The sequence below is a fragment of the Andreprevotia chitinilytica DSM 18519 genome (genome assembly GCF_000711875.1).
Lineage (GTDB): Bacteria > Pseudomonadota > Gammaproteobacteria > Burkholderiales > Chitinibacteraceae > Andreprevotia > Andreprevotia chitinilytica.
Genome location: NZ_JONM01000009.1, coordinates 148,988 through 171,291, shown reverse-complemented (window position 1 = coordinate 171,291; position 22,304 = coordinate 148,988). Strand labels below are relative to the sequence as shown.

Below are 22,304 nucleotides of genomic sequence, written 5' to 3'. Positions count from 1 at the left end.
CGGTCGGTCAGGCCATGATATTCACGCCACCATCCACATACACCGTATTGCCGGACAGCCGCCGTGCATACGGTGTCGCGAGCCAGGCGCAGGTGAAACCGACGTCCATGATGTCCACCAGCTCGCCCAGCGGCGCACGGTGGGCGGCCTCGTTCAGCAGCAGATCGAAATCCTTCAGCCCGGATGCCGCACGGGTTTTGAGCGGGCCGGGCGAGATCGCATGCACGCGGATGCCTTGCGGGCCGAGTTCATAGGCGAGGTAACGGCAGCTGGCTTCCAGCGCGGCTTTCACCGGCCCCATCACTTCGTAGTTCGGCACCACTTTCTGCGCGCCGTGATAGCTCATCGCAAACAATGTGCCGCCATCCGGCATCAACGGCGCGGCGAGTTTGGCCATGTGGATGAAGGAATGGCAGGAGATGGTCATCGCTACCGCGAATCCATCCGCCGAACACTGGGTCAGGCCGCCTTGCAGATCGTCCTTGGGGGCGAAGGCGATGGAATGCACCACGCTATCGAGCTTGCCCCATTGGTGCTTCACCGCATCGAACACGGCTGCCAGTTCGCCCTCATGCGCCACATTGAGCGGCATGAAGATTTCCGCACCGAGCGCCTGTGCCAGCGGCTCGACATGGGGCCGGGCCTTGTCGTTCAGATAGGTGATCGCCAGCTCCGCGCCCATTTCGCGAAACGCCTTGGCGCAGCCGTAGGCAATGGAGTGCTCGTTGGCGATACCGACGATAAGCACTTTCTTGCCGGCGAGAGGTTGATGCGTGATGGTCATGACAATAGCTCCAGGGTGTGGCGGGCAATGGTGCGTTCTTCATCGGTGGGGATGACCCAGGCGGAGACGGCGCTGTCGGTGAGGCTGATGCGCGGGCCGTGCGTGGCGTTGGCGACGGTATCGAATTGCACCCCCAGCCACGCCGCGTGCTGGCAGACGCGCTCACGAATCGGCGCTGCGTGCTCGCCGATGCCGCCGGTGAACACGATGGCATCCAGCCCGCCCAAGGCGGCGGCCAGCGAGCCGAGTTCGCGGCCGATGCGATAGCAGAACAGCTCGACGGCTTCCTGCGCGTGCGGGTCATCCGAGCCGAGCAGTGTGCGCATATCGCTGGCAATGCCGGAGACGCCGAGCAGCCCTGATTCCTTGTAGAGAATCCGCTCGACCTCTTGGGTAGAGAGCTTCATTTCATCCTGCAGATACAGCACTACGCCTGGGTCGATACTGCCGGAGCGTGTGCCCATCGGCAGCCCTTCGACTGCGCTGAAACCGGTGGTCGCTGCAACGCTTTTACCGTTGTGGATGGCGCACATGCTCGCACCGTTGCCCAAATGCAGCACGATGCTGCGGCCGGCTGCCGCCTTGGCGTCGTAGCGCGGCAAGACCGATGCGATGTACTCGAACGACAGGCCATGAAATCCGTAGCGACGGATACCGGCATCGGCGAGCCGGCGCGGCAGCGCAAACATCTGCGCCAGTGCCGGTTGGCTGCGGTGAAAGGCGGTATCGAAGCAGGCCACCTGCGGCAGGCCGGGAGCCGCTGCCATGGCCGCTGTGATGCCGAGCACGTTGTACGGCTGGTGCAGCGGGGCTAGTGGCGTGAGCGCTTCCAGCTGTGGAATGGTCTCCGGCGTGACCTGCACCGGGCGGGCAAAGTGGGTGCCACCGTGCACGACCCGATGGCCGACGCCGATCAGCTGCAGCCCGTCCAGGTGATGCGCCAGCCAATCGCGCAGGAACTCGGTTGCACCGCGGTGGCCGGGCGGTTGCTCGGCCCGCCAATGATGCTCATCCAGCGGTTGGCCCACCGCATCCTTGGCATGAAAACGCGCGTGCCCGGCCAGCTCTTCGACGATGCCGGACAACCGCGGCGTCAGCTCGCCAGCCTCGATCGCGAACAGCGAGAACTTGAGGCTGGACGAGCCGGCGTTAACGACCAGCACCGCTTGGGTCATGGCTGCTCGCTCCCTTGTGCCTCGCTGTCAGTGCCGGCCGGTTTGGTGGCGACCGCTTTAGGCTTGGCGGTGATTTTCTTTGCCGCCGCTGCGGGTTTGGCGCTGCCGTTGGTCTTGGGGACGGGCTTGGCTACGGTTTTTGCGGCAGCAGGTTTGGCGGCTGTCTTGATGGCGGGTTTTGCAGCCGGCTTTGCGGCCGGTTTTGCACTTGCAACGCTGGCCTTCGACGCGGTCGGTTTGACTGCAGATTCAGATTGCGCTGTTGCTGCATTGGTCGGCGCTTTGGTCGATGACGCTGCGGCTGGTTTGCTGGTCGTCACGGCCGCTTTGGTCGCCGGCTTGGCTGTCGCCTTGCCTGCCGGTTTCGCTACTGGTTCAACCTTCGCCTTTGCGACCACGGGTTCTACCGGCGTAGCCGCTGCCGCTGACGTGGATTTTGGCGCTACCAGATGCCCCTCCACATCGACTTCGACCCCCAATACGGCCGCTGCCGCCACGATCCGTTTGGTCTGCTCCGGCCGAATCGGCCCATACAGCGCGGCGAATTCGCGTACCAGCCCAATGCATTGGCGGCGTTCATGCGCATCCGGGATCAGGCGGGGCAATCCGGCCAGGGCGCGGGCTTCGAACAGGCGGACCAGGCGGCTTTGGCGCTTGATCACTTCCTTGAGTTCGACCAATGAGATTTCCGCATTGAAGCCGGTATCGCGCAGGATACGGCGCAAGGCATTGAACGGGCGCTCATCGGCCAGATGGCTGCCGACCGCCACATAGAGCATGGTGCGCGCGAGGCCATCGAACGGCGTGCCGTTTTCCAGTGCATGTTCCAGTTCGATCTTGCGCAGCCGGATCAATTCGGCCCGCATCCACGCATCCCGCTTGGTCTTGCGGCGGCTGTCCGGCTCCAGGCCCACACGCTGTGCCAGCCAAGGTGATTCGTAGATGGCCTTGAAGGTTTTCTCCTGTGCGGCATCGCGCAAGTCGCGGTAGAGATCCAGCGAACGCTCGATGCCATCCGAGACTTGTTTTTCCGCCTGCTTCAGCGGGTTGTCCGGCGGGGCGGTTTCGCGTTGCGCGCGCACGGTTTCCGCCAAGGGTTTGAACGCCAGCATGAAGGGGTTGAGGTCGGAGAACAGCAGCCGCTCCAACCGTGCCGGGTTCAAGTGCCTGATCCAGGCCGCGGTGGTTTCGTTGCTGAAGGCACGCACCCACGGCGACACCAGTGTGTCGTACAGGCCCTGATTGATCTCGGCCACGCGCTTGACCACTTCGAACGCTTTTTCGTCGTCGCGGCCATCGTCCAGCGCCAGGATGTCTTCCACCTCACGCGGTTCGAAATGCACCACGTAGCGGCCTTGCACGTATTCCTGCCCCGGCGTATCCGGCTGGCGGTCTTCGATGATCATTTCGTACAAGCCGGGCGGCAGGACGTCGATCAGGTCGATGGTGTTGGCGATTTCCGAATGCTGTTTCTGAGCCACCCCAGCCGAGACGAAAATACCCAGATGGCCGATCTTGTCATGCAAGCAATAAACGATGGTCTGATCGTGGACGCGGATATCGGTCACGTTGTCGTAGAGATCGGGAATCCAGTTCAGCGCTTGCTGGGGCGGCGTGATGTTGTCGCCCCACGAGGCGAACACCACGATCGGCGAGCGGATATCGCGCAGATCAAGCTGGATTTCGCCGGCTTTGTCGGTGATCTCGCCGGCCGAGAGCCGGTTGCCGATGAACAGGTTCTGTACGATCCAGTCGATTTCTTCCTTGTTGAGCAGGAAGTGCCCGCCCCACCAGCGCTCGAAATCCAGAAAGCGCTCGCGCTCGGTATCCACGTTGGCGTACAGGTTGTAGAGCTTGGTCCAATACGTGTTGGAAGGATTGAGCTGCTCGAAATTGTTGACCAGATACGTGCCATCGAACTTGCCGTTGCCCAGGTCGCCCGCCAGCGACGCCGCCCACGAGCCACCCAGCAAGCCGCCCGAATAGCGCATCGGGTTCTTGCCCTCGACCCCCGCCCAGTAGGAAATCGGCGCACCCGCCAGCAGGATCGGCCCGACCGAATCCGGCGCCGCGGCCGCCAGAATCGCCAGCGCCCAGCCGCCCTGGCAATTGCCGATCACGAAGGGTTTGCCTTCCGCATGCGGGTGCAGCTCGCTCACCTTGTCGAGAAACACCTTCTCGGCCCGCGCGACGCGCTCAATGGTCTGGCCCGGCTCGGGCTGCGGGAAGAACATGATGAAGTAGCACGGGTGGCCGGCTTTGAGCGCGATGCCGATCTCGCTATCCATCTTGAAACCGCCAATGCCCGGCCCATGACCGGCGCGCGGATCGATCACCACGAACGGGCGTTTGTGCTGATCAGTTGCGGGGTAGCCCGGTGGCGGTTTGATCGCGGCGAGCGCGTAATTGGCCGGTAGCGGCAGGGTGCGGCCATCGACGATGATGTCGTAATCAAAGACGAGCACCGGCGGTTTGCCTTCCCGCGCATGCTCCAGATAAATGTTGCCGCGTTCGCGCAGCACATCCCAGAACAGGATGCTGCGTTGCCAGGCATCGACCAGATAGTTCTGCACCGCGTTGGCTGGCACATTATTTTGTTGGAAGAAATTCGACAGCATTTCACAGTCTCCGCGTCATCGGGTGTCAAGGCATTATAAGCATGCTTTGGTGCGATGCGGCATGAAACAAACCGTGGTGTTTGCGGCTGTCCGGGTGGCGTTCGGGGCGCTGAAAATTGCGGGGCATCATAGCCCCGATAGCTTTGCCAGCCGGGGGCGGCGGAGGCCTGTCAGCCACGTCGTCATGGAGACACGGCAATATGCGAAATCTAAACGGGTTCGCGGCTTGCTGGCTGCGCGCCGACTATCCATCCACACGCGGCCCGCTGGCCGCATTACAGACAGCGCACGCCATGCCTATCCAAGGTATCAGTCACGTCACCTTCATTGTCAGGGACCTCGCGCGGATGACTGCGTTTTTGTGCGGCGGGCTCGGCGCTGTCGAGGTGTACGACAGCCAGGGCAAGAACTTTTCTCTTTCCCGCAAAAGTTCTTCCTGCTCGGCGGCGTGTGGCTGGCCGCCATGGAAGGTGAGCCGCCGGTCGAGCGCACCTACCGCCATCTCGCGTTCAAGGTCGAAGAAAATGAGCTATCTGAATTTCAATCGCGGCTGCAGGCGCTTGGGGTCGAAGTCAAAACACCCCGGCCACGCGTGGAAGGTGAGGGTCTGTCGCTGTACTTCTATGACTTCGATAACCACTTGTTCGAGCTGCACACCGGTACGCTGGAGCAACGACTGGCGCGCTATGCATCGTGAAATACGCCGTGGCACCGTTGCCCGGATGGCTTTGCCAGCAGGGGACTGGCTGCAAAGGGGCAATGCCGCCCCGGCCGCGAAGCGCGTCCGGGCTACGGGGCTACTTGCCGTCGCGCAACAGCACGGCTTGGGAATAGAGCAGAAATTCATCCAGATGCAGCGTGATCACGCTGACGGTGATTGGCAATTGCAGCGCTTGATAGTCATGAACGGCGATATTGCGAAAGCCGACCATGCGTTTAAGCGAATCAGCTAGTGTCGCTTCGATCCAGCCGCCCTGTGCCAACAGAGCGAACACGTCGCGCGCGCTTTGCGGTACGCCCAAACGCTCGCGGCGGATCAGGTGCTGGCCCATATCCAGCGCGGCTTCACAGGCACGCTGGATATTCAGGATGGCTGCGTCTTGCCGGGTGAAATCAGTCGCGAATGTTGCCGGGTCGCGGTCGTATTCCTCGCGGGCGCGGGCGACGCAGCGCTCGATGGTAGCTGCCTTGTTGATTAGCACGTCATCGGCCATAGATTTTTCCTTCTTTCTGAATGTCGGCCAGCAAGCCTGCCCGAGCCATATCGAGCGCTGTTTTTTCGCTGAGCACAAAACTTTCAAACAAGCCGGTTGCAGGTTCTTTTGCCCATAGACGCAGGCCGGTGGTCAGCACTTGGTATTGCATGACCGTTGAGGCAGCACGCAAATCCAGTACGTCCACCGGGCAGCTGGCAATGTCCGCTAACGTGCCGGAAAGATCCCATAGCACCAACGGGTCGGTGTAGCCCGCAACCAGCACCGCCAGATCGAGATCACTTTCATGCCCGGCGTGGCCTTGCACCTGACTGCCGAAAGCGTAGACCGCCAAGGCTTGGGGCAATGCCGGCAGGATGGCAGCCAGTACAGGGCCATCCGAGGCGAGAAGTTTGGCGAACGCTGGCGTGAGCGTGACCTGTTCGTGTGGTTTAGGCACCTTGCATTGTCCCTAGCGTGGCATGCGTCAATGGTACCTGCGCTGAGTGCTGTATCAACGCAACGGCTCCATCCGCTGCAGCGCTTTTTCCAGCAACACACGCGGGCAACCGAAGTTGAGCCGCACATAACCGGGCAAGCCGAAGTCGCGGCCGTCCGACAATCCCACGCCATGCGCTTCGAAGATCGGCAGCGGGTTGATCGGGTCGATGGCACGGGCGTCGATCCAAGCCAGATAGGTGGCTTCCGGCAGGGTGATCTTGAGCTTGCTCGATTGGGCAAACCATTCCCGCAATAGCTCGCGATTGCCGCGCAGGGTGGCGAGCAGTTCCGCCAGCCATTTTCCATCGTCGCGATAAGCCGCTTCGGCCGCCGTATAACCCAGCAGGTTTACCGACGGCGTGAGGCCGAGCGTTTCGCGTCGGCAACGGGCGCGCAGGGCCGCATCGGGGATCACGGCGAAGGCGCAGCCAAGGCCGGCAAGATTCCAGGTTTTTGACGGTGCCAGCAGCGTGATGGTGCGGGCGGCGAAATCGGGGTCGAGGCTGGCGAATGGCGTGTGTTTGAGATCGGCATCGAGCAACAGGTCGCAATGGATTTCATCGCTGCAGACCAGCAAGTCATGCTTTTTCGCGATCGCCAGAATTTGCTCTAGCTCATCCTTGCGCCACGCCCTGCCAACCGGATTGTGCGGGTGGCACAGCAGCAGCAACTTGGCGTTCGGCGGAATGGCTGCATCGAATGCGGCGAAGTCCCAGCCCCAATCTTCGTCGCGGTCCACCAGCGGCACCTTGATCAACTCACGGCCGGCCAGGCCCGGCGCACGCAGGAAGGGCGGGTAGACCGGCGTTGCGGTGACCACTGCATCACCCGGTTCGCCTACTGCCCGGCACGCCAGATTGATGCCCTGCACCAAGCCCGGCAGCCACACGATCCAATCCGCCTCGATCTGCCAGCCATAGTGTTTGGCGGCATAGGTTTGGACTGCTTCAAACAGACTGGCTGGTGGATCGGTATAGCCAAACACGCCATGCGCCACGCGTTCTTGCAGGGCCGCAATCACGGATGGCGGACTGGTGAAATCCATATCCGCCACCCACAGCGGCAGGATGTCGCGCTCGGCGTATTTGTTCCATTTGTTGCTGGAGGTGGGGAGGCGGTCGATGGGGGTTTTGAAGGTCATTTTTAAATAATCCAAATTACTTAATTGGCTTCAGTGAATGTCACATTTTCGGGTTTTTTGAAAAGGTCGGGATTGATTTTTGGTAGTTCAAAGAAAGAGTTGTATTGCAAAGTGCTTACCACTTTGTTGTCGTGAAGCAAAAACATATGGCTAGGCACGCCAGTTGGTGTTTCTCTGGTGAGAACGGCTAGCCAGTGATTCGCACCAACTGCTTGCTCATAAATTGTGCCGCTTTCGGTTTTTAATTCTTTCTGCGGGCTATTGTAGGAATTAAAAAATCCGGTCTCGCATCCAAATTGTAATTCTTTGAAGAGATCTGCAGGAAATGATGGGTCTGAATCTATGAAAATAGGCATTCTTACCGAGAATGGAGGGTTTCGATCAACAAAATGTTTTCCCTTTTTGTCCACAAGGTTGACTATCCATGCGTCTTGGTTGTTCATCACGTACAAGTTTTGCAGGTTCAGTTTTTCATCCAGGGATTCTTCAACTCTGGCTTGTGTGATGCCCGATCGATAAATGATCTTTGGTTTTCGTGCAAAGCTGTCTTTGGGGAGGTCCGGTGATATGTCGCTAATTATTATTAATAATGGCTTTTCTGGCTTGCATTCATAGGCCAGCGCCTCTTGGTTTGCGAGTATGCACAAAATGGCAATAAGAATGTTTCTTTTCACGTAATGGCTCATTGTCTTGCTGATTATTTGTGCAAAGAGAAGGCAGTAGCAATATCAGTAATCAAATCGTCCGCATTTTCAATCCCCAACGACAACCGCACCAGCGTATCCGTCACTCCCAAACGCAAGCGCTCTTCAGCCGACAAATTCGCATGCGTCTGCACGGCCGGAATGGTGATCAGGCTTTCCACGCCGCCGAGGCTTTCGGCGAAGGCGATCAGTTTTACGCCTTCGACCAGTCGTGCCACGGCCGCGTTATCGGCCAATTCAAACGAGAGCACGGAGCCAAAGCCGGAGGCGAACGTTTGCAGGCGGGCGTGGCCGGGGTCGTCTTCCAGGCCGGGGTAGTAAACGTGTTTGACCTGCGGCTGGGTTTGCAACCAGCGGGCGATGGCGAGCGTGCTGCGTTGTTGCGCATCCAGCCGCAGCGCCAGCGTTTTCAGTCCGCGCAGGGTGAGCCACGCATCTTGCGGTGCCAGCACAGCACCGACGGCGTTTTGCAGGTAGCCCACGCGCTCGGCCAAAGCCGGATCACGCACGCTGACGATGCCGGCGATGGTGTCGTTGTGGCCGGCGAGGAATTTGGAGGCCGAGTGCACCACAATGTCCGCGCCCAAGCCGTCTCCCAAATCGAGGGGGCGCAGCCAGTAGGGCGTGAGGAAGGTGTTGTCGACGATGAACAGCTTGTCGTTGTCCCGCGCCAGTTGCGCCAGCGCTGGCAGATCAGGCACGGCGAGGCAGGGGTTGGAGAGCGATTCGACCAGCAGCGCGCGGGTATTGGGGCGGATGGCGGCGGCAAAGGCGGCGGTATCCGTCACCGGCACATAGGTCGCGCTGATGCCGAAGCGGGCGAACACTTGGTCGAGCAGCCGGTAGGTACCGCCGTAACTGCCCTCGGCCACCACCAGATGGTCGCCCTGGTTGAACAGGCAAATGAGGGTGGAAAGCGCGGCGAGGCCGCTGGCGAAGGCGAAGCTGGCGACGCCGCCTTCGATGGCCGTCATCGCGTCTTCCAGTGCCTTGCGGGTGGGATTGGCGCTACGGGTGTAGTCGAAACCGGTGCTCTCGCCGACGGCAGGGTGGGCGAAGGTGGCGGTCTGGTAGATCGGTGTGCTGATCGCGCCGGTGAGTGGGTCGGTCTGGCGGCCGGCTTGGGCGAGGAGGGTGGCGAGCTGGGGCATGGCGGTTCCGGGGCTGAATCTTTCGCAGGGATTATCGCTGTTTTACGCAGATGCGTGCGGATTGGGTTCCTGCAGCTCACGTGCAATCCGGATCGGCCTCTGCCGGCGGTTTGGAATGATTGGGAATGGCCGCAGCAGAAAAAACAATAAAGAACTTGCTTAAGTATTTTGCGGCAATATACTTAAGGACATGCTTAACCAAAATGCTTTGCTCGATCTCACTTTCCAGGCCCTTACCGATTCGACCCGGCGGTCGATGTTGGCGCAACTGACCCAAGGGCCGGCCACGGTCAGTGAATTGGCACGGCCACTGGCGATGTCGCTGCCGGCCGTGATGCAGCATCTGGCGGTGCTGGAGAGCTCCGGTCTCGTGCGCTCCGAGAAGGTCGGACGGGTGCGTACCTGCCGGATCGACCCGCAGGCGTTGAGTCTGGCCGAGCAATGGCTCAATCAGCGGCGAATCGAGTGGGAGCAGCATCTCGATCGGCTCGGCGACTATCTGGAAACCATGAAAACCGAAGGAGAATCCAATGACAACGGCAAATGAAAATCTGCTGGGCGCGCAGCTGCGTCCGCTGGTGGTATCCCGCACCTTCCCGGCCGCGCGCGAGCTGGTGTTTCGGGCGTGGAGTTCGGCGGATCACTTGAAGCGCTGGTTTTGCCCGGCTGGCTTCAGCGTACCCGAGGCCGAGGTGGCGTTTCGCAACGGTGGCGTTTTCAATATCTGCATGCGTTCGCCGGAAGGACAGGAGCACTGGATCCGGGGGCAGTATGTCGAGATCGTGCCGCACACCCGATTGGTGATCGAGATGAACGTCGTCGGGGACCAGAACACGCTGTTGTTCCGCGCCGATACGGAGGTGAGCCTTGCCGACGAGGGCGACGGCACGCGGCTGGAGGTACCCAGCGCTATACGCTGTTCCACCCGTCGGCCGCAGCGATGATTCAAGGCGCAGCCCAAGGCTGGAGCCAAACGCTGGACCGGCTCGAACAGGAGGTGGCGCGCATCCAGAAGTCGGCGCCTGTCAGCCGCTCGGTCGTGCACGGCACTTTTTGCATCGAGCGTACCTATGCGGCTTCACCTGCCCAGGTGTTCCGCGCGTTTGTCGACCCAGCCTCCAAGGCAAAGTGGTTCGCCGGCGGTGGTGGCTACACCCTGCTGGCGCGCGAGATGGATGTGCGGCCGGGCGGTCGGGAGCATGTGCAGGGGCGCTGGAGCAGTGGCGTGGTGTCAACGTTCGATGCGGTCTATTACGATGTCGTGCCGGACGAGCGCATCGTCTACGCCTATGAGATGCACCTGGACGAGCGGAAGATTTCCGTCTCCCTGGCCACGTTCGAACTCCGCCCGGCGGGAAGCGGAACGCGCCTCGTCATGACGGAGCATGGCGCTTTTCTCGACGGCTATGACGACGCGGGTTCACGCGAACAGGGTTCGAACGCTCTGCTCGATGCACTGGGCAATTGGCTGCAAGCGTAGGCATATCTGGCTGGCAATTTGATCGAGGTTTCCAGCTACGACGAACATGGCGTCGGGGTTTAGCGGCGTTCGGCGGGTTACGACATAAGGTGCTAACCCGTCCTGCCAGGCGGCCGGTCAAACGTCTGCGGCATACCCGTTGGGCCAACCCCGAATTGTGGCCTGCGCGCAGACCGGCCATGCTGCTGCCTCACGCCTACCCCGATCCAATCCCATGTCTGAAGAAAGCACGGCAGCGCTGGCAATCACGTCCCGACAAACCACGAGCAGCGAAGCCGTGGCCCGGGTAGAGCAGGCGATCGGGCAAATCTCCGCCGGTACCTCAGCCTTCCGCGCCACCAGCCTCGCGATGTTCGTCGGCGGCTTTTCCACCTTCTGGCTGCTGTATTGGGTGCAGCCCTTGCTCCCGTTGTTCTCTCGCGTTTTTGCGCTGTCACCCGCTGCCAGCAGCGCAGTGTTGTCGGCATCGACCGCCGCATTGGCGCTTTCGCTGTTGCCGGCCAGCTTCATCGCCGACCGCTTCGGCCGCAAACCGGTGATGAACAGCGCCATGTCGCTGGCAGCGTTGCTGACCTTGCTGACCGCCTTTGCCCCTAACTATTGGGTGTTGCTGGGCTTGCGTTTCATGACTGGCGTGTTGCTGGCTGGCTTGCCGGCGGTGGCGATGGCGTATCTGGCCGAGGAAATCGAAGCCAAGTCACTCGGCAAGGCGATTGGCCTTTACATCGCGGGGACGGTGCTGGGCGGCATGAGCGGACGGCTGTTCCGCCTTGGTGGCCGACTTCATCGGCTGGCGCATGGCAGGCGGCTTTGTCGGGGGCGTGGGGCTGCTGGCAAGCATGGTGTTCTGGCGCAAGCTGCCGGCCTCCCGCTACTTTGTTGCCCGGCCGTTGCCATTCACGCCGGCTGGGTTGGCGGCGTTACGGCAGGCGGTCGTTACGGTGTGGCGAGACCCCGGCTTGCCGTGGCTGTTCGCGATGGCCTTTGTGCTCATGGGCTGCTTTGTCAGCCTCTACAACTACATCGGCTTCTATCTGGAAGCGCCGCCGTTCGGTCTGAGCCCAAGCGTGATCGGCCTGATTTTCACACTCTATCTGGTGGGGGTCGTGTCATCGGTGACGTCCGGCCATCTGGCGCAGCGTTTCGGCCGCAGCCGCGCCATGCTGGGCCTGACGGGCGCGATGCTTTGCGGACTGGTGCTGACCTTGTTTCACACGCTGCCAGTGGTGATCGTCGGCGCGATCCTGTTCACGTTCTCGTTCTTCGGCGGCCATGCCATTGCCAGCGGCTGGGTCGGGCAGCGGTCCGGTCAGGCCAAGGCGCTGGCGGCGGCGTTCTACATGAGCAGCTATTACGTGGGATCGAGCTTGATCGGTTCGACGTCAGGGCTGTTTTGGGCCAGCGGGCATTGGGCTGGCGTGGTGGGCGTGCTGGCGGTCACGCTGGTGGTGGGCTTGGCGGTGATCCGGTTCCGGCTGGCGCGCCTGCCGGGGTAGTGCTGGTTTAGCTCGTTCCAGCCGTCAGTCCTTTCAGGTAAAAGCGGTACAGTATTTTGGCATGTGGGCTGATGGCGCTGAGCAGATCCATTGCCTGGCCCCAGAGGTCGCTTTCAAAGCGGGAGGGCGGGATGTTGACGCCGATCTCGAAAAACTCATTCAGTGCATCGCCCATCAGCGAGCTGGCCTCGTCGCTGGCCAGGCTGCCGGTGGTCGATTCGTCCTGTTCGGTTTGCAGCGCCAGCAAGGCATGCCCGGTGGTTTCGTGCGCCCGCACTTCGGTGGTGCAGTTATTCACGCGCCGATCCAGCGCGCTGTTGGTGATGTTGACGTCATCCTGGCCGTAGATGACCGTGCAGCCGGGGGCGGCGGTGACCAGCGTGCCGGCGCACATATAGCAAGGCTTGAGCGTGGTGTAGACGCGGGTGCCTTCCGGCATGGGGCCGCTGTTGGTGCGCTGCCAGGTGAGTACCGCCATCGTTTCGCCATGCAGGCTGGCGCCGTGCGAGTTGGTATTGAGCCCCCAGCCAAAGATTTTGCCGTTGCCATCGATCAACACGCTGCCGATATTGTGGCCGCTGAATACGTCGTACGGGTCGCTGCGCGTGACCGTTCTGCCGGTTTCGCTGTCGAGTGACCTGCGCTTGATCGCGCCCTCTGCCCAAGAGACGCGCACGATGGCATAGGCAAGGTTCATCAGGATGGCATCGACCAAGGGCGTGGGGCGGTAGCCGGACGGCGGGCCGGTCAGATCCGGCACGGCCACCATGCTGTGCGGGAAGGCGTATTCGCGCACCAGTTGGCCGCGCATATCACTGAGTTCGGTCGAGACCATCGGTGGATGAAACGGCCTGCCGTCCATCAAGTTGTAGCGTAGCCAGGTGTTGGCCATGACGATGCGGTTGGTCTCGCTGGAAGTTACCCAGGGGCGGGCGTCGTCCGAGTACGCAACCACGCCGGCAGTCCAGACGAAAGAGGCGACCGTTGCCTTGTAGATTTGCGTGGCGGTGGCCCAGAACAGCCCGCCAGTCACGGAGTTCATCTGGAACATGCCCTTATCCAGCTCGCCCGGCACGTAGCTCAGGCAGATCAAACCAGCGCGCCCGCAATTGCCATTGCGCAGCAAATTCACCAGCGCCGTGCGAATCTGGTACTGGTCTGTTGCCGTGCGGATGCCCCCCGCCTTGACGCCAGTGGGTTCGATGTAGACCGCGACTTGCGCGCCGGTCAGCTCCGCGAGCGCATGCGCGAAGTAAAGACCTTTTTCATGCAAGGACAGGGGCATGGCGGATCGCTTGAGATGGAACCGGTTGAGTAAAAGCGGGGCTGACGGCGTTTAATTCGCAGCCTGGTCAGTTTGCGCCTGGGTTTGCGGCTTGGGCCCGGCACCACGCAAGTTGGTGATCTTTTGCAGCAGGTCGAACCAGAATGGCGCGCCGAACAGGCTGGAGCAGGCCGTGAGGAACCAGCCAGCGAACATCAAAAGCAGCGGTGTGGTTTGCTGGAGCTGATCCCAGGTCTCTGCGGTCCAGCCGATGGGCAAGGCGTTCAGCCCCGCGATGGCATCCTTGACCGCGGGTGCCTGATTGGCGACAGCACTGGCATTACTGGCCGCGGCGATGCCGGCCGTCGCTTTCGCCAGATCGCCGCTATGCGTCCACAGCGTCTTGAACAGATGCAGGCTATCGACATTCAGTGTGATGGAGACGAGCAGCGCGATGATGAAAATCAACGCCTGTGTCTGCCGCTTGTACCAGCCGGAAACCCGATCCATGCCGTGGTCGAACCAGTCGGCAAGCGCTTTTTCGATGTCTTCAACCCGGCCGTTGGCCCGGACATACATGCCTTGCAGCAGTTGCTTCAGCTGCGGGTCGGGAATCCCGTCGATCGCGGCTTTGAGCGACTGGCTGGGCGTTTGGCCGGCGGCGGGGGCTGCAGCGCTCTGCATCACTACTTCCAGCAGGGCCTGGGCAAACTGGTTGGAGGGGATATAGGCAGGCAGTTTCTTCATGTCCTGCTCTGTATTGGCACGCTGCATCAACAAGGGGCTGATCATGGCGTGGTTGTAAAGCTCGCGCACGACGCCGGTGAAGTTGGGGTCGTTCAGCAGATGCTTGACGCCGTTGAGCAAGGTCTTGGCGCGTAAGTTGAAGAATGAGGAGATCGACTCGTTGATCGAGCTGACGATCAGGCTGACGGCGAAATAGCAAAATACGACACCAGCGGCGACTTCCAGAACGGTACTGCCAAACATATGCTTCCCCTGTTGCAAGGTTGATGTATGCGATCATCATAGCAACATCATTTTTACCTGCTGGAAGATCAGGGTTTTCCCGCGTTTTCGCGTAAATCGTTGACCTGCATCGCTGGTCTTTTTAATATTCGTTTTTGATATTAAAAAATGATCAATATAAGGAATTTGAATATGAAAATGCGCAATGTACTCGTGGCTGCCGTTCTGCTCGGCGTAACGCTCACCGCCGCAGCGGCGGACCTGCTCGATACCGTGAAGCAGCGTGGCACGCTCAAGGTGGCGCTAGAAGGCACCTACCCACCGTTCAACTACAAGGAAAACAACCAGCTGGCCGGCTTCGAAGTCGAGTTGGCACAAGCGCTGGCGCAAAAGCTCGGTGTGAAGGTTGAATTCACCACCAGCGAGTGGAGCGCGATCCTCGCCGGCTTGCAGGCAGGCAAATATGACGTGGTGATCAATCAGGTCGGCATCACCGACAAGCGCAAGGAGACGTTCGATTTCTCCGAGCCATACACCATCTCCAGCCCGCAGCTGATCATCCGCAAGGACGAGAAGCGCACGTTCAAGAGCCTGGATGACCTCAAGGGCAAGAAGCTCGGTCTGGGGCAGGGCACCAACTTCGCCGATCTGGCCAAGGCCGTCGGTGGCATCGACGTGAAAACCTATCCGGGCGCGCAGGAATATCTGCAAGACCTAGCGCTGGGCCGGATCGATGCTGCGCTGAACGACAGCCTGCTAATCCCGTACATCGTCAAGAAAACCAAGCTGCCGCTCAAGCCGGGCGCACCGGTGGGTGAGCTGGAAAAATCCGGCATTCCGTTCGCCAAGGGCAACCCCAAGTTCAAGACTGCGCTGAACAAGGCGCTGGCTGATCTGGAAGCGGATGGCACCTTCGCGAAGATTTCGACCAAGTGGTTCGATCGCGATGTGAGCAAGCCGCCGGTTGCGCAGTAAAATCTGCGTCACGCAAGCCACGATGCCCCCAGCTTTGGCTGGGGGTTTTGTTTTAACTGGAGTCATTGAATGGATTTGCACGGCCTGATCGATCTTTTGCGCGATGCGCTGCCGCTGATGCTGAAAGGCGCTGGCTATACCTTGTTGCTGGCGGTGGCCGCCATGATCGGCGGCTTGCTGATCGGCACCCTGGTGGCTGTGATCCGGCTGGCGAAGCTGCCGGTGCTGGCGCAACTGAGTGCCTTGTATGTGAGCTGCATGCGCGGCACGCCGTTGCTGGTGCAGCTGTTCGTCATCTACTTTGGCCTGCCGAGTATCGGTATTCAGTTCGAGCCCTTCAGCGCCGGCATTCTCGGTTTGTCGCTCAATGTGGGCGCTTATCTGTCCGAGACCATTCGCGGCTCGATCAACGGGGTTTCACATGGTCAGTGGGAAGCGGCCAAGAGTCTGGGCCTTACCTACGGACAGGCGCTGCATCATGTGGTCGGCCCACAGGCGTTGCGGCTGGCGGTGCCCAGCCTGTCCAACAGCCTGATCAGCTTGATCAAGGATACGTCGCTGGTGTCCGTGATCGCGGTCGGCGAGTTGATGCTGGCGACCAAGGAGGTGATTGCCACTACGTTTCAGCCATTTCCGCTCTACCTCGCGGCGGCCGGTATTTACTGGGCAATGAGTGCGTCGTTTGAAGTGGTGCAAAAGCGGCTGGAACTGCGATTGAACCGGATGTATGTGCGCTGAGTAAGGTGTATCCCGAGCTGCCCCAAAACCAGTCGCATCACGAAGGTCAATAGCGCCTATGCTGTGTATACTGATTTTGAATATCCCGTAGATTAACCGCATGACGATGCAAGCCCCCGATTCAACCACCAAGCAGCGCCTGGAGCTCACTATTGCCTCCTTGCAGCATGTGCTTGCCTACCGCAATATCTTTATCATCTGCTTTTTAAATACCGGCGAGATTGTTAATCACAATTACCCGTCGCATGAAGAAGCAAGCAGTATCGATAACTTTGCCTTTTTGATCGGGTCGGATAATCTGGCGGCGATTAAGGCGCTGGTCAAAACGTCGGTAACGGGTGATGACGGCTGGAAATTCTATAACCGCAACCTGAAACTGCATCTTTTTCGCGTGCAGGATGAGTTGTGGCATATCGAAGTGGGTTCGCAAGAGGATGAAAGCGAAAGCCATTTCCCCAATCCGGATTTCGAGAAATTCTATAGCCTGACTGCCACCTTGACTGAATTCAAGGAGCTGCAGGATAACGGCGAAATGGATGAGCTGATGGAGCGCATTCGCCACGAGCACCTGCCACGCATCCGCTATGTGAAGGAATCGATCAAAGACCCGATCCTGGTGATGTGCCTGGATCTGATCGAGGGCATCGTGTCATCCACCGTCAGCGACGATGCCAATCTGGATGCCAGCCTGTATGCATTGTTGACGCCTTCCGAAGCGCAGGTCGCCAAGTTCATCAAGGTGGGCATGTCGACCAAGGAAATTGCCAAGAGCTTGAGCGTGGCCTCCAAAACGGTTGAGAACCATCGCAACAGCTTGCGCGCAAAACTGGGTATTACCAATAAAGGCATTAACCTGCGTAATTACCTGATCAGTATCTCGAATTGATGGTTTGATCAGCGCCGGCGCGCAATAAAAAAGCCCCTCTGTTGCAGAGGGGCTTTTTGCATCAACGGCGTGATGCGAATTGCGGATTGCTATGGCCGATTATTGGCAAGTCTTGGTCTTGAGCCACGGATCGCCAGCAGTCGGAATATTGCCTTGCGACCACCATTTGGCCTGGTATTCCGAGCCTTGGTAAGACACGGTGTTGCCGCCGGTATAGACCTGGGTGGAGACCCAAGCCGGTGCCGTGCATGTATTGCTTTGGCCGACCTTGAAACTCGCCACGATGCTATGCGCCGCAGTCACATTGGTCAGCGTATAGCTGCCGGTCACCGGGACCGAAACGCCATCGACCAGAATCGTGTCGATTTGATAGCCGGAATTCGGTGTGATGGCAAAGACTTGATTGGTCTTTTCCTTCACTTGCACGGTGCCCGACGGCGAAATGGTACCGCCAGTGCCTTGCACGGATGCCGTTACCGCATACTGAATGGCGTTGTCGATCTGGATATCAGCAAACGTGCCGCCCTTGAGACCAAAGAAATTCTTCGCGCTCAGATCCGACAGATTGGTATTGAGCAAGGTGAGTTTCTTGGTATCGCCCGCAGCATACGAATCGGCGAGGCTCAGGATTGTATTGTTACCATCCTTGGCCAGTTTCAGATTGCCGAAGGTATACGGGAAGGCCGAGAGGTTGAGGGTGGTATTGGCTGCCTGGAAATAATCAACCGACTTGGCAACGCCCCAGCCCCAATTGGTGGACTTCAACAGCACGGTGTATTCGATCTTGTCAAAGCCACCCGAGATGCCGGTGAACATATTCGGCGTGACTTGCGCGCGCGTGACGCCCGGCAATTCAACCCACGAATAAATCCCGCCATCCGCGGCTTGCGTGCCGACGAACAGGCTATTGCCTTCCTGGAAAATCTTCAGGTTCTTGAAATCGATGCCCGAAGTGCCCTGGATTTGATCCAGTGTCGGATCAAAGTTGGCTGCAACCGAGGTGCCGCTCCATGCCAGCGGGAAAAGATGGCTGACTGCGATCACCGCCGGGATATTGGCATTGATTGCGGATGCGGTAACGTTCTCCAGCACCACGCTTTGGCCGCCGAAAGTCAGCACTGCGCCAGTCGGGCCATCGGCGACGGTCAGATTGGACAGCGGATTGGCGATCGACCAATTGCGCAGAATGATCCGGTTCTTGCCAATGACAAAATCCTTGATCGTGGTTTTGCCGCCGGCAAACTGGTTCAGCTGAATGACGGCCTTGCTGCCACCGATATAAACGGTGTCGTTGCCTTGGCCGGCGGTCAGCGTGTCGTCATAGATATTGCCGGTGATGATGTCATCGCCCGGGGTATCGAACGTGGTATCAAAGCCGCCGAACTTCTGCACATAAGTGGTGTTGCAAGTGCCGGTTTCGTCGCAAGTGATGGTGTCTTTGGTCAAGAGGTCAGCTGCGCCCCAGGCACCGGTCAAATGCGCCGCCGCCAGAATGCCGGACATCGTGGCTTTGATCTGGATCGGATTGCCTTGGGCATCCTTGCCCGGCCAGCTCTTGGCCAGCACTTGCGCCCAGGTCATGTTGGCCTTGCCGATCAGATCGGTCATCACGCCATAGTTGAAACGCATGGCATCGCGAATGGCCAGTTCCTGCTTGTCCGGCAATACCAGGTCTTGATAGCTGTTCACGCCATTCTTGCCGGTAAACGTGCCTTCCCAGCGATTGACATCGGTCGCCAGCACAAAGTGGCCGCCCGAACCCGGGATTTCCGTACGTGCTTCATGCACGCCATTGGCCCAGGTGCTGTCCGGCGTATAGATGTAATAGCTTTCCAGGTTTTCGGTGCCGACCTGCACCATTTTCGGGCTGTAATAGCCGGCGGAAATCATCACGCCTTCGCCCAGCTGGTAACCGACAAAGCCCCAGGCATTGAGCGACTTGTATTGCATGGCGCGGAACATGGCAGCCGGATCGGGCGGGTTGGTGCTATAGAGGTCGATCACGCCCAGCTTGGTAAAGAATTGCCGCGCCGACGTCGGCTCGGAAATCATGCTGCCGGTTTTAAGATCGCGCACGATGTGGCCTGGCGAGGTGACCTTGGCATAAGTGGCGAACGAGGGGTTGTCCAGATTCTGGGCATAAAGGGCGGATTTGGCCGGGTCGATACCCGATTCAAAAGCACGCAAGGTATCCAGGAAAGTCTGGAAATTGCCATTGGACGCTGCATGGGCTGTATGACTAATCGACGCCGCGATAATCAGCATGCACAGCAGTGTCGGTTTGGACGGCATGAGTCGCTTCATTTTTACATATTCCTTAGGGGGTGTTGATTCGATTGATCGGCACTAACGATGGATATGAAAATAAATGGATGAACAATATTTTTGTTGTAAAAGCAATTGCGGTGACGTCACACAAAACCATTTTCCAACGGGTATCACCTCCTGGTTGCGATGGGCCTGCTTGACTGCCTCAGATTACGATTCGGATTTGCTGGGGATTCCGGTGATTTTTACGCCGACGCACGCCCTAAACAGGCCAATGCCGCTGCTTCGGCACTGCATGGGCGGCTTGAATAAGCGCATAGCTGGCCGATATCGGCCGGTAATTGCTGGTAATTGCTGCGCAAGCTCACCACGATCAATCGGTCGCCAAAGCGCTCGGCCAACTGCTTGACCAAGGCATTTGATGCGTCTTGCGCAAAGTCTTCGCCCGGCAACGGATAGTTTTCAGTGATGGCCAGAATGATTTGCCCACGGCTGGGCTGGGCCGTTTTCAGGAATATCTGCGTTTGGGCATGATTCAGCACCGACAGGTGGTGATGGCGGGCGCTGATGGTGCGAGCGAAGTAATCGAATGCCGGTGCAGCCTGATTCGGCCCAATCCCACGCGGATTGACCAGATTGCCGTAATCGGCCAGTGGCGTTGTTTGCACCACCACCACTTCCATATCGGGGTGCAGTGGCAAATGTCGGCCCGGATCGGCCAGGAGCTTGACCGCCGCTTGCGCGAGTTGCTGCTCGATGTGCAGATGCTCGGCGAGATCAAAATCCTGATACAGCGCCATATCCGTCAGGCGAGCCAGCTTGAAGGCCACCACGCGTTCCAGCTTTGCGTTGAGTTCTGATTCCGGGAAGCGCCCATCCTGCACGGCGGCGACAATGGCTTCGACCATCGCCAATTGGCGATCCAGATAATCGCTTTGATGGTCGTAATGCTCTTCCGACAACATGATCATATCGATGCCGGCCTTGAAGGCGAGCAGGGCGGCGTCGACCGGCGAATAATTGCGGCGAATTGCACCCATATTCATGCTGTCGGAAATCACGATGCCCTTGAAGCCCAATTGCTCGCGCAGCAGTCCCTGCAGAATGGGCGCCGACAAGGTGGCCGGGTATTGCGGATCGATATGCGGATAGCGGATATGCGAAGTCATGATCAATTCGACCTGCGCGCGAATGGCCGCCTGGAATGGCGCCAAATCCTGTTCCAGCAAGGTGGCGAGCGGTTTATCGACCGTCGGAATATCGCGGTGGGTATCGCTGGCAGTATCGCCGTGGCCGGGGAAATGCTTGGCGCAGGCAACGATGCCGCCATCGTGCGCACCGTGCACTGCTGCGGCGACTTGGCTGGCGACTTGCGCCGGAATTTCGCCAAAGGCGCGCGTATCGATAATGGGCGAATTGGGCTTCAGATTGACATCCGCGCAGGGGCCCAGAATGCAATTGAAACCGGCCGAGCGCATTTCCGTGCCGAATACGCGATACATGGCCGCAGTGAGAGCGGGCTCTGCCGCGCTGCCGAGGGCCAGATTGCCCGGGCCGGTGGTGGATTCGGGTGACAGCACGCTCCATGCGCCTTCCTGATCCACGCCCAGCAACAGTGGCGGGAAATCGGCGCGGCGCATTGCGGCCATTGCTTGGGTCAGCGTGCGTGCTTCGGCAAAGGTATCGGCGTTGTCCTGGCTTAAATAGCAGCCGCCCAGGTTATAGCGTTCGATCAGTGGGCGGGCCGCTTCGGCATCTTTGCCGGGGAAGGCGAGGATAAACAGCTGGCCGACTTTTTCCGGCAAGGACCAGCCCGAGATTTGCTTGGCGGCTTGTTGGCGGAAGGCTTCGAACATGATCTCTGACTCCATATTGATAAATCGGTGTTATTGGCGAATTGGCCGAATTTTGGGCGCAAGAATCCCCCTTGCCCGATTGGGCAATTTTTCAAAACGGGGGAGGAATTAAGCTAGGAAACTAGGCTTTTTTGCGCAAATGACCCATGGTCAAGGTCACTGAGAAAATAATGATCACGCCGCGGAAAATCAGTTGCTGATCGATATTCAGCCCCATCAGTACCAGGCCGTTGTTGACCATGCCCATGATCAGCGCGCCAACCATGGTGCCGGCCACGGTGCCTTTACCGCCGAACAGGCTGGTGCCGCCGATGATGACGGCTGCAATGACCATCATCAGGTCGTTTTCACCCAGGGTATAGCGGGCGCTTTGCAGGCGGCCGGCATACAGAATGCCCGCCAATGCTGCCAGCAGCGCGTTGAATACCAATACATAGAGCTTGATGCGGCCGACCTGAATACCGGAATACATGGCGGAAATCTTGTTGCCGCCACTCGCCAGCACTTCTTTGCCAAAGCGGGTTTTGCGCAGCAGCACGTGCCCGAGAATGGCGATGGCGATCATCCAGACAAACAGCACGGAGACAGGGCCAAAATCGCCGGAGCCGAAGATGAAGGTAAAGGTTTCGTTATCGATAGGAATGGTCTGCAGGCCGGTAATCCAGCGGGTAATGCCGGTGATGATGCCGGTCATGCCCAAGGTGACCAGAAAGGACGGAATGCCAACCTTGGAGACGAACAAGCCATTGATCAGTCCACACAAGGCACCGACCAATAGCGAGGCGCTCACGGCAATGAAGATGCCATAGGGCAATAGCAGGGCTACGGTGACGGCTGATAGGGCCACAATGGCACAGAAGGACAAATCGATTTCCGCCGCCGATAAAACAAAGGTCATGCCCACCGCCATGATCGAGATCATCGCGGTTTGCCGGGCGATGTTCATCAAATTGGCGGTTTGCAAAAAGCCCTTGTCATGCAAGGTGATGGAGAAAAACAGGAAAATCACGGCAAATACGATATAGATCAACAGGGTATTCCAGCTGACCGCGCGTTTTTTCTTCGGGGCTTGCGCCGGGGCGTTAACGACGATTTCCATTATTTT

Annotated in this window: 20 protein-coding genes and 2 pseudogenes; 9 read left to right on the top strand and 13 right to left on the bottom strand. The window is 59.2% G+C overall.

Translation table 11 applies throughout. From position 1 onward, the window contains the following. Window positions 1-7: 7 nt before the first annotated feature. From fabI to BR41_RS13470, 3 genes are read right to left on the bottom strand one after another with little or no spacing between them, the layout of a single operon-like run. Complete coding sequence (gene fabI, locus BR41_RS13480) at window positions 8-784, bottom strand: enoyl-ACP reductase FabI (protein ID WP_035057515.1); 777 nt, start codon at window positions 782-784, stop codon at window positions 8-10. Further along, entirely contained in the window at window positions 781-1,959 is a 1,179-nt protein-coding gene (locus BR41_RS13475) for an acetate/propionate family kinase (protein WP_035057513.1), read from the bottom strand. Before BR41_RS13475 ends, fabI begins: the two co-directional genes overlap by 4 nt. Next, window positions 1,956-4,577, bottom strand: a complete 2,622-nt coding sequence (locus tag BR41_RS13470; RefSeq protein WP_084187157.1) for a DUF3141 domain-containing protein — start codon at window positions 4,575-4,577, stop codon at window positions 1,956-1,958. The genes BR41_RS13475 and BR41_RS13470 overlap by 4 nt, the downstream gene beginning before the upstream one ends. 293 nt (window positions 4,578-4,870) lie before the next feature. On the opposite strand from BR41_RS13470, the pseudogene fosX reads away from it, so the two are divergent. Next, window positions 4,871-5,274, top strand: a pseudogene (gene fosX / locus BR41_RS25560) (FosX/FosE/FosI family fosfomycin resistance hydrolase). A gap of 100 nt (window positions 5,275-5,374) precedes the next feature. On the opposite strand, the gene hepT reads toward fosX, so the two are convergent. The 5 genes from hepT to BR41_RS13440 are packed head-to-tail and all read right to left on the bottom strand — an operon-like array spanning window position 5,375 to window position 9,267. Then, window positions 5,375-5,791, bottom strand: coding sequence for a type VII toxin-antitoxin system HepT family RNase toxin (hepT, locus tag BR41_RS13460; protein WP_035057512.1), 417 nt, complete (start codon window positions 5,789-5,791; stop codon window positions 5,375-5,377). After that, window positions 5,781-6,230 carry a type VII toxin-antitoxin system MntA family adenylyltransferase antitoxin gene (mntA, locus tag BR41_RS13455; protein WP_211251747.1) on the bottom strand — a complete coding sequence of 150 codons (450 nt, stop codon included), beginning with the start codon at window positions 6,228-6,230 and terminating at the stop codon, window positions 5,781-5,783. The genes hepT and mntA overlap by 11 nt, the downstream gene beginning before the upstream one ends. A gap of 54 nt (window positions 6,231-6,284) precedes the next feature. Beyond that, entirely contained in the window at window positions 6,285-7,412 is a 1,128-nt protein-coding gene (locus tag BR41_RS13450; RefSeq protein ID WP_035057511.1) for a MalY/PatB family protein, read from the bottom strand. A gap of 20 nt (window positions 7,413-7,432) precedes the next feature. After that, window positions 7,433-8,086: a hypothetical protein gene (locus BR41_RS13445; RefSeq protein ID WP_156970691.1), complete on the bottom strand. Its 654-nt coding sequence runs from the start codon at window positions 8,084-8,086 to the stop codon at window positions 7,433-7,435. A 23-nt stretch (window positions 8,087-8,109) separates the two neighbouring features. Then, complete coding sequence (locus BR41_RS13440) at window positions 8,110-9,267, bottom strand: trans-sulfuration enzyme family protein (protein ID WP_035057507.1); 1,158 nt, start codon at window positions 9,265-9,267, stop codon at window positions 8,110-8,112. A 190-nt stretch (window positions 9,268-9,457) separates the two neighbouring features. Here BR41_RS13440 and BR41_RS13435 point away from each other — a divergent pair, with 190 nt between their 5' ends. From BR41_RS13435 to BR41_RS25220, 5 genes and pseudogenes are all read left to right on the top strand, one after another. Then, a complete protein-coding gene (locus BR41_RS13435) occupies window positions 9,458-9,814 on the top strand; it encodes an ArsR/SmtB family transcription factor (RefSeq protein ID WP_035057505.1) in 357 nt (118 codons plus the stop codon). Beyond that, window positions 9,798-10,211, top strand: coding sequence for an SRPBCC family protein (locus BR41_RS24915; protein ID WP_211251746.1), 414 nt, complete (start codon window positions 9,798-9,800; stop codon window positions 10,209-10,211). Before BR41_RS13435 ends, BR41_RS24915 begins: the two co-directional genes overlap by 17 nt. Continuing rightward, complete coding sequence (locus BR41_RS24910) at window positions 10,208-10,747, top strand: SRPBCC family protein (RefSeq protein WP_211251745.1); 540 nt, start codon at window positions 10,208-10,210, stop codon at window positions 10,745-10,747. Before BR41_RS24915 ends, BR41_RS24910 begins: the two co-directional genes overlap by 4 nt. 214 nt (window positions 10,748-10,961) lie before the next feature. Continuing rightward, window positions 10,962-11,462 (top strand): annotated as a pseudogene (locus tag BR41_RS25225) (MFS transporter); the annotation flags it as partial. 58 nt (window positions 11,463-11,520) lie between these two features. Continuing rightward, on the top strand, window positions 11,521-12,243 hold the full coding sequence (locus BR41_RS25220; protein ID WP_245615897.1) for an MFS transporter: 723 nt from the start codon (window positions 11,521-11,523) through the stop codon (window positions 12,241-12,243). A gap of 7 nt (window positions 12,244-12,250) precedes the next feature. On the opposite strand, the gene BR41_RS13420 is transcribed toward BR41_RS25220, so the two are convergent. Then, complete coding sequence (locus tag BR41_RS13420; protein ID WP_035057503.1) at window positions 12,251-13,528, bottom strand: Bd3614 family nucleic acid deaminase; 1,278 nt, start codon at window positions 13,526-13,528, stop codon at window positions 12,251-12,253. A gap of 51 nt (window positions 13,529-13,579) precedes the next feature. Further along, entirely contained in the window at window positions 13,580-14,497 is a 918-nt protein-coding gene (locus BR41_RS13415) for a hypothetical protein (protein WP_051710922.1), read from the bottom strand. Window positions 14,498-14,668: 171 nt separating this feature from the next. On the opposite strand from BR41_RS13415, the gene BR41_RS13410 reads away from it, so the two are divergent. From BR41_RS13410 to BR41_RS23005, 3 genes are all read left to right on the top strand, one after another. Beyond that, entirely contained in the window at window positions 14,669-15,451 is a 783-nt protein-coding gene (locus BR41_RS13410) for a transporter substrate-binding domain-containing protein (RefSeq protein WP_245615893.1), read from the top strand. A 69-nt stretch (window positions 15,452-15,520) separates the two neighbouring features. After that, a complete protein-coding gene (locus BR41_RS13405) occupies window positions 15,521-16,189 on the top strand; it encodes an amino acid ABC transporter permease (protein WP_035057501.1) in 669 nt (222 codons plus the stop codon). Between the two features lie 100 nt (window positions 16,190-16,289). Next, window positions 16,290-17,075, top strand: coding sequence for a helix-turn-helix transcriptional regulator (locus BR41_RS23005; protein ID WP_051710920.1), 786 nt, complete (start codon window positions 16,290-16,292; stop codon window positions 17,073-17,075). Window positions 17,076-17,174: 99 nt separating this feature from the next. Here BR41_RS23005 and BR41_RS13395 read toward each other — a convergent pair whose 3' ends face one another. From BR41_RS13395 to BR41_RS13385, 3 genes are all read right to left on the bottom strand, one after another. Continuing rightward, window positions 17,175-19,379: a carbohydrate-binding protein gene (locus BR41_RS13395; RefSeq protein ID WP_211251744.1), complete on the bottom strand. Its 2,205-nt coding sequence runs from the start codon at window positions 19,377-19,379 to the stop codon at window positions 17,175-17,177. 209 nt (window positions 19,380-19,588) lie between these two features. Further along, entirely contained in the window at window positions 19,589-21,199 is a 1,611-nt protein-coding gene (locus BR41_RS13390; protein ID WP_035057499.1) for a glycoside hydrolase family 3 protein, read from the bottom strand. Between the two features lie 121 nt (window positions 21,200-21,320). Continuing rightward, a complete protein-coding gene (locus BR41_RS13385) occupies window positions 21,321-22,298 on the bottom strand; it encodes an ABC transporter permease (protein WP_035057498.1) in 978 nt (325 codons plus the stop codon). Window positions 22,299-22,304: the final 6 nt, after the last annotated feature.